Annotated in this window: 4 protein-coding genes and 1 pseudogene; 4 read left to right on the top strand and 1 reads right to left on the bottom strand. The window is 32.5% G+C overall.

The genetic code is table 11. The features are described 5' to 3' along the window. Positions 1 to 167 precede the first annotated feature (167 nt). Positions 168 to 857, top strand: coding sequence for a hypothetical protein (locus tag K7G79_RS14370; RefSeq protein ID WP_223552296.1), 690 nt, complete (start codon positions 168 to 170; stop codon positions 855 to 857). A gap of 153 nt (positions 858 to 1,010) precedes the next feature. Here the strand turns inward: K7G79_RS14370 and K7G79_RS14365 are convergent, their stop codons facing one another. Then, on the bottom strand, positions 1,011 to 1,877 hold the full coding sequence (locus tag K7G79_RS14365; RefSeq protein WP_223552295.1) for an AraC family transcriptional regulator: 867 nt from the start codon (positions 1,875 to 1,877) through the stop codon (positions 1,011 to 1,013). Positions 1,878 to 2,459: 582 nt separating this feature from the next. Here K7G79_RS14365 and K7G79_RS14360 point away from each other — a divergent pair. From K7G79_RS14360 to K7G79_RS14350, 3 genes and pseudogenes are all read left to right on the top strand, one after another. Next, positions 2,460 to 5,540, top strand: coding sequence for a TonB-dependent receptor (locus K7G79_RS14360; protein WP_223552294.1), 3,081 nt, complete (start codon positions 2,460 to 2,462; stop codon positions 5,538 to 5,540). Positions 5,541 to 5,550: 10 nt separating this feature from the next. After that, on the top strand, positions 5,551 to 7,233 hold the full coding sequence (locus K7G79_RS14355; protein WP_223552293.1) for a RagB/SusD family nutrient uptake outer membrane protein: 1,683 nt from the start codon (positions 5,551 to 5,553) through the stop codon (positions 7,231 to 7,233). Positions 7,234 to 7,875: 642 nt separating this feature from the next. Beyond that, positions 7,876 to 8,854 (top strand): annotated as a pseudogene (locus tag K7G79_RS14350) (hypothetical protein); the annotation flags it as partial.

Genomic DNA, 8,854 nt, shown 5'->3' with positions numbered 1-8,854 from the left:
CGGCAACCGATATTGAATTTCCTGCAACAGATAAGGTGCGTTTAAAAATCGAAAATGCCTTGGCATGCCCTTTAATAAGTACTTTTAGTGTAATTGGCAAATAAAGTCAGTACCTAAACGAGGGCCGACTAACTAATATCATCATTGAATGTGTTAACTGATACGTTATGAAAAATAAATTACTGCTACTGCTTTTCGCCGTTCATTTTATATCTGGTTGTACTACACAGACCAGTAACTTAAAAGGAGAAAAGATCAATGAAAATACCGAATGGACACATACGTGGATTGTAAATACCAACGATACGCTTAAGCCCAAGGTATTGTTAATAGGCGATTCGCATGTGGAAAGATATTATCCTGTTGTGGCTCGGAATCTTGGTGATAGTGTAAGCTGCAGCAAATTTACAAGCTCAAAAAGTCTGGGAGATCCAGTTTTTATTAAACAACTTGAGTCGGTTTTAATGATAAATGAGTTTGATATCATAGCGTTTAACAATGGCCTACACGGAGCAGATTACAATATTGAACAGTATGCCGGTTACATTCCAGTGGTTTATAACTTGTTGAAGGAAAATGCAAAACGATCTGTTATTTGGGTAAATACCACTGCCATAAGAGAAAAAAACAACATTGAAGCATTTGCAGACAGGAACAAACAAATTATTGAACGCAATAGCTTCCTTAAAGAGTTTACAAAAAAGAACAATATAACACTTATTGATTTTTACGCCGCAACTGCCAATGAGCCGGAATATTACACTAATGACGGCATTCATTTTAATAATGAAGGGGTTGCTAAAGAAGCAACCCTTTTAACCGAAAGAGTTTTTCAGATTTTAAGGAAAGAGCATTAAAGTTTTGCTAGATAAATATTGGTTTTTTACACCTATTGAGCATTTTATAATGCTGATTTTAATATTATTGATGTATTGTAAAAGTGGTCAATACAGTTATCTTGTAAGCTACATATTTGCTTGGTTTTCGTCATCCATAAGATCAAAATTATTTCAATTAGATTTAGACCATAATGTTCTGTACTCACGTGGAGTTTTTCCAATAATAACTCTAAAAGCCCTATTGAAATTAGAAATATTATTAAAACCTGAATCATAGGCAATTTCAATAATGTTTTTATCGGATTCAATTAATAATTTACAAGCAAATGAAATTCTAAGTTCATTTATATAGCTTATTACAGTATTCCCAGTTTTTCTTTTAAAATAATTGCAAAAAGCAGATTTAGACATGTTGAAATTTGATGCTAAGTCATCAAGATATATTTGTTTTTTAAAATTATGAGAAATGAAATCAAGTGTTTGAGTTATTCTTTTAAACGAATTATTTTCTAAATTTTTAAACGTTAAGGATGCAAGAAATTCAAAATCTTCCGAAACAGATAAGTTGTGTAGCAACTGAGTAAATTTCATAATCTTATCAAACCCACTTGAATTACATAAGGAAATAAGTAGTGAATGGTTTTTGTCTGCTACTTTGTTTCCAAATGAAATACCGCGTGTTGAACTATTTAACATTTTTGAAATATGAAACAATTCAGGGTGGTAATTTGAAAAATAATCTATAATATTTGTTGGAAATTGAATAACTATAACTTGGGTAGTGTAATTTTTATTATTATAAAATATTTCATCATTTTTCCAAGTATGCGGTAGACGACTTCCTATCAATACCAAATCTCCTTTTTTGAAGGGTTTTATAGAATCCCCAATATATTTTTTTCCAAAACTTTTTAACACATAAACAATTTCTAGTTCTTCATGTTGATGTAGAGGAATAGTAAAATGCTGAATTTTAATATTTCTAGCTCTTAGAGAAGAATTAATTGGAAATGGAATTTTTTCATAAAATATTTCCATGAACAAAGTTTTTTAATATGTAAATATATAATAAATAAATAAAATGTTATAAGAGTATAAAAATGCTTAATTCAGCTTTTATATAGTGACATAAATAAATTTATAGAATATGTTATATTCAAAGTAATAATTTGTATGTTTTTAATTACAGAAACGGAACAATTATTCAATCAATCTTATTTTTAACCTAAATTGTTGTAAAAAAATAAATTTTTAAGCAAATTAATACATTGGAATTTAGTTAACTACTATAAAAATATATCTATAACAATCTACTCTAAAATTTTTATTTTGTTAATCAATTTTGCAAAGAATAAATTTTGACTTCTCTTGTTTTGCATTAAAAAAAATAAAACATTACATGTGTAACCTTATTTGTATATACGTTTATTGTATAAATTCAATAAGTATTCCTTAGTGTTATATGTAATAATATGTAAATATATCATCATAATCAAAATATATTTCACTAGACAATGAGAGATCCTTAAACTATTTTTACATAACTAATTGCAGACAAGTGTGATTTTAAACTCATTCTCAATGAAGCAAACTAAATTAATTAATTAAAACCAATAATGTATGAAAAAAAATACTAAAAGGTTATTATTAAGTAACCAAACCAAACTCAAGTTAAAATTGAAGGTAACAGTTTTTTTGTGTTGTATTTCGATTTTATCAATGAAAGCAGAAGGGTATTCTGAAAATTTAAATTTTGAAACTGTAGCTTTGCAGCAATCTATAAAAGGATCTGTTAAAGATATTAATGGTGATCCTTTACCGGGAGCAAGTATTCTTGAAAAAGGAACAACCAATGGAGTTGTTTCAGACTTTGACGGAAAATTTTCTATTAGCTTGACAACTTCTAAAGCTATACTTGTCGTTTCATATCTTGGTTATGTGCCTCAGGAAATTTCAGTAGCAAATCAAGATGAGGTGATAATAGTATTACAAGAAAATGTTTCTAATCTTGATGAAGTTGTAGTTGTTGGTTATGGTACTGTAAAACGAAAGGATCTTACTGGTTCTGTTGCTAGGGCAGATATTGAAGCATTTCAAAATCAACCAAATGTAAGTGTTGCGCAATCATTACAAGGTACTGTTCCTGGTCTAAATGTTGGAGCGGTAACTAGTCCTGGTGGCAATCCAGGCTTATCTGTAAGAGGAAGGACTTCCCTTTCTGGTGCTTCGAATCCTCTAATTATTCTTGATGGAATAATTTATAGGGGTAGTTTAGTTGATATAAATAATGCAGATGTTAAATCTGTAGATGTGTTAAAGGATGCTAGCTCTAAAGCTATTTATGGTTCTCAAGCAGCGAATGGAGTAGTTATCATCACTACTAAAGCAGGACGAGAAGAAAGAAAGCCAGTTTTTAATTTTTCTAGTTATCTTTCAGTTCAAACCCCTGGCAGGATGATAAATCCATCAACTAGGGAAGGTTATATAAATAAAACTCGTAATTATTATTGGGAAGAAGCATTTTTGGCTCCAAATTATACTGAAAGAGATCCGAGTTTTGATCCTACAACTAGATTTGTTTATCCCGAGGTAAGAGAAGGTTTTAATAATGGTACAAATACTGATTGGCTAGATCTTACAACACAAAACTCTTACATTCAAAATACCAATATAAGTATGGCGGGTAGTACAAAAAAGAGCTCTTACTATCTATCTGCGGGTTATACAGAGAATAAAGGTTATATGAAGAATGACAATTTTAGTAAGGTAAACCTGAGGGTGAATTTTGAGAATGAAATTGCAGATGGTTGGAATATAGGACTTCAAACGTTTATGTCTTCTTCAGATTATTCTGGTGTTTCAACAGATTTATGGGGTGCGCACTTATTAGCTCCATTGGTGGCTCCTTATAATGATGATGGCACATTAAATCTTTGGCCACAGGGTGCTGTAAGAAATCCGTTAGCTAATTTAGAAATAGACGATCTAGATAAAAGATTGAATTTGTTTGCTACTTTTTTTACAGAAATTCAAATCCCTTTTGTTAAAGGATTATCATATCGCCTTAACTATTCAACCAATTACCGAACAAGAAGAAACTATCGGTTTGATAAATTTGGAAATACCGAACAAGGTTCTGCATATAAAAATAACAGTCTGAACACTGATGAAACTATTGATAACATTCTAACTTATTCAAGAACATTTAATAACAAACACGATGTAAAAGTAACTTTGCTTTATGGTAAAGAAAGTCGTAGTGGAGACAATACAAATGCCAATTCAGGAATATTTATTAATCAGGCACTAGGTTACAATAGCTTAGAGAGTGGAGCAACCGATCAACAATTAGTTAGTTCAGGTGCTTTTCAAGAAGATGCATTGTACCAAATGGGTAGATTAAATTATGGGTACGATGATAGATATTTAGCGACACTAACATTTAGAAGAGATGGTTTCTCTGGATTTGGTGTTAACAATAAATTTGGAACATTCCCTTCCATTGCACTTGCCTGGGTTCCTAGTAATGAGAAATTCATGGCAGATGCTTTGCCTTGGGTAAATAATCTAAAATTCCGAGGCTCTTACGGTAGTAGTGGTAATCGTACAGTAGGAAGGTATCAAACTTTAGCAAGAGTATCTGGGCGTTTTCTTTATGTCTTTGGAGACGGTGGAGATTCTGCTTATGGTCAATATATTTCAGCTTTGGCTAATAACGATTTGGGCTGGGAAACAACAACTGGATTAAATGTTGGGATGGATTTTAGTGTGTTAAATAATAGATTAAGCGGGTCTATAGATTATTACAACAACACAACTGAAGACATTTTGTTTAATGTTAATTTACCTAGAATTACAGGTTTTTCTACCTTACCAACTAACATAGGGGAAGTTGCTAATAACGGATTGGAAATTTCACTTTCATCTACAAACATTAAAACAGATGATTTTGAATGGAGAAGTACCGTAGCTTTTTCAAGAAATAAAAACAAAATTGTGAGCATCTTGGGTAGGGATGATGATGGAGATGGAGTCGAAGATGATTTAATTGCAAATGGGCTGTTCATTGGAGAAGCAATTGGCGCTATATATAATTATACGGTTGATGGAATTTATCAAGTAGGAGATAATATTCCAAGCGGTTATCGTGCAGGTCAATATATACTTAGAGATTTTAATGGTGATGACTTGATTACACCATTGGAAGACCGTTCAATTATAGGTTACACAGAACCAGCTTATAGGTTTAGTATTTATAACGAATTTAGTTATAAAAATTGGACTGCGAGTGCCTTTATTAATTCAATACAAGGAGGTAAAAGTGGTTATTATGCCAGTAATACACCAGTTTGGGGTTCTAATAATTCAGATAATTGGAATATGCCAAGAGAATACTCTTATTGGACACCTTCAAACCCGAATGCAGAATATTCTGGATTAAGGTATAATAATCCAATTAATTCTCCAATATATAGACAACGAAGTTTTGTTAGGTTACAAGATGTAAATATTACGTATAACCTTCCTGCTAATTTGGTTAAAAACTTAGCAATTGATGCTGCTAGAGTGTACATTAGTGGTAAAAACCTAGCTACTTGGACAAATTGGGTTGGAGGAGATCCTGAAACAGCTAGCGGTGTTACTTCATATAGTTTGCCAGTGATGAAAAGTTTTTCCCTTGGTTTAAATTTAACTTTTTAATTATTTAAGTATGAAATATTATAAAATTATTATAGCAGCCTTTATTTTTTTTAGTGTAAGTGCATGCGATGAAGACATATTATTAGAGACCCCTCTAGATTTTTTAAGTCCAGAGAATTCTTTTACTAAACCAGAAGATATTGAGGCAACGCTTTTTTCTCAATATAGAAGACTTTTGAGGTTTAATGATGGTAATTGGCAAAACACAGCTTACTTGCACGTAGGGACAGATTTAGGAATGGCATGTAGGAATCCTGCTGATAGCCATTTTGGTAATTACCCTGCCAATTTGCTTCCTACTACGGGAATTGTATCTAGCTATTGGTCTCAATTGTATGATATTGTATTTACTTCTAATGTTGTGCTTAACAGAATTGAAAATGTAGTGTATTCAAGTCAAGCTGAAAAAGATGCCCACATTGCTGAAGCCTTATTTTTTAGAGGATATGCTTATCGTTGCTTAGTACATTTATATGGTGGAGTTCCCCTAGTGCTTGAGGAGATTACAAGTCCCAGAAGGGATTTTGTAAGATCCACAAAAGAAGAAACTTTGAATCAGGCCATTCTAGACTTAAAATTTGCTGCCGAAAATTTACCAAGTGTAGCTGAAGTTGATGCACCGGGTAGGGTTAGTAATGCTGCAGCTCTGCATACATTATCTGAGCTTTATATTACTATTAAAGAGTGGGACTTAGCCATTGATGCGGCTACTAGTGTTATCGATGATCCTAATATTGCCCTTATGACAACACGTTTTGGAAATAGGGCAGGAGATGAAGGTGATCCGTATTGGGATTTGTTTCAAAGATTTAATCAAAATAGAAGCAGTGGTAATACAGAAGGTATTTTGGTTTTACAATCTGAATTTGATGTTCCTGGTGGATCAGCTGTAGCCAACAATACCGAAGGCTTCCTGTACGAAAGGTGTTACGGTCCTCTTTACTGGTTTGTAAATGACCCAGATGGCGTAAAAATATTTTTTGGTGCTAGCACACAGAATGGTGGTAGACCAGTAGGTTTTATAAGGCCTACGCCATACTTTACTCATACTATATGGGAAAAAGGAGGCAATTGGGATGTAGACGTTCGTAATAACAATAGAAACATTCAAAGATATTGGGTTACTGATAACCCATCGTCAGCTTATTTTGGAATAAAAACGAGTGATTATCCTCAAAGTTGGTTTGATGGACTGTCTGCTCAGGATACATTAAGAGATTTTCATCCTTATATAACTAAGGTAACTACAAAAAATGATCACCCTACTGCAGCCATGTCTAATCCGTCAACAGGATTAATGGCCTCGAATTCAGGAAAAACACATGCAGATTGGTATTTAATGAGAGTAGCCGAGACCTATTTATTAAGAGCCGAAGCGTACTTGGGTAAAGGACAGGAAGATAAAGCGGCTGCCGACATCAATATGCTTAGAAACAGGGCTAATGCTATCCCTGTTGATCCAGCAGATGTAGATATAGACTATATATTGGATGAGCGCATGAGAGAATTAAATTGGGAAGAGCAAAGAAGGATGACATTGAGTAGATTGGATAAGCTTTATGATAGAACGGTTTTGGGTAATCCATTTTCAGGAAACACAGTACAGCCTCATAATAATTTATTTCCAATTCCTTTTAGTGAAATTGAACGAAATACACAAGAGGTACTTGAACAAAATCCTAATTATAATTAAGACCGTTTAGTTAACCTTTAATAAAAAATATAATTAAGCTTAGTATTTATAAACGTATTAAATTAGTTTATTATTAGTTAGTTTTTTAGATTGTTTTTTAAATAGAATGGTTGGTATAGCCAAAACTAACCATTCTATTTCTTTTCAATAACAACATAAATTAATATTGAAAAGAAATTTTGTAGTTATATTTTTACCTGTATTATAAAATGTATTTGGGTAATCAACAGATTAGATACGAGATAATTTTAAAGAGAAATCGAAACTTCAAATAACGAAAAATCCTAAGCTTATATTAAACAATGGTATAGTCTCCAGAATCTTTTTTAGGATTAAGTTTTTCACTTTTAATTACTCAAATATCAAACTTAATAAAAAGATGTTTGAAAAGAACGAGTTTATACATATAACTCTACCTTTAGGAATACAGGGCAGAGGGATTGCGATGATATTCACATATTTATCGCACTACTGAGGATTTTACCAACTGACCAATAAAATGGTTGGTGGCTTTCGAACTTGTAACTATAAAAAAGGGAGGAGAACAAAGGTTTGAAATTTCAAAAGAACAATACAACTGGAAGTAGATAGCTCCTCAAAGCATATATAAATCGTTTAGTTTTTTAATTAAAAAAATTGAAAATGAAAGCAACACAGAAAAACTTAATCATTTTACTTGTTCTGATTACAGCAATTCTTTCTTGTATAGAAAAAGATAGTAAAATATCCAAACGAGCTACAAGTTCGAAATACATTATGGATATGGTATATAACAATTTAGGTCTTACACCACGAGTGTCAGAATTTAACAATCCTAAATATGTGAAAGAGATGGGCTTTAACGGGATGACACCCCATTGGTATGTTCAATGTGGTATAACCTACGATTTACTTGATAAAGGTATTGTGCCCGAAGGTTCTGAAGAAAGAAAATGGATAGAAACCAACGCTGTTAAGCTTAACAAGAAGATTAAAGAAGCCCAAAAAGCAGGTGTAAAGCTCTACCCGTTTACCGATTTTCTGGTTGTTCCAAAATCAGTTTGGAAAAAGTATGGTAAACAAATGGTAGCCGATGAATTTATAGATAAAGTGGATTCAGAGAATTATCATAAACCAGATATCAGAAAAGAAATGACCAAAAAGATTTTGAGAATTCAAATAGCAGAGATTTTTGAAACATTTCCTGATCTTGATGGACTAATGTTACGTTTCGGAGAGACTTATTTACACGATACACCACATCATCTGGGAAACAGTCCGCTACGAAAGGGGCAAAAAAGTATTCCAGACAATATAGAATTGTTAAAAATCTTACGCGAAGAGGTTTGTGTAAAAAGAAACAAAACGCTTTTTTACAGGACATGGGTACATGATATTTTTCAATATGATCCTGCAACTTATCTAGCAGTAACCAATCAGGTTGAACCTCACCCAAATTTGATATTTGCGGTTAAGCATACTCATGGTGATTTTTTCAGAACCGTAAGATTTAATCAAACACTTGCAATCGGAAACCATCAACAGGTTGTAGAGGTTCAATGTCAGCGAGAGTATGAAGGGAAGCAGGCTCATCCCAATTACATTGCAAAAGGTGTGATTGAAGGTTTTGAAGAGTATGATT

Origin of the sequence: Aestuariivivens sp. NBU2969, from assembly GCF_019931125.1 — a bacterium.
In the GTDB taxonomy this organism is placed as follows: domain Bacteria; phylum Bacteroidota; class Bacteroidia; order Flavobacteriales; family Flavobacteriaceae; genus Aestuariivivens; species Aestuariivivens marinum.
The sequence above is the reverse complement of the archived record's forward strand: the minus strand, read 5'-3'. Positions and strand labels throughout refer to the sequence as shown.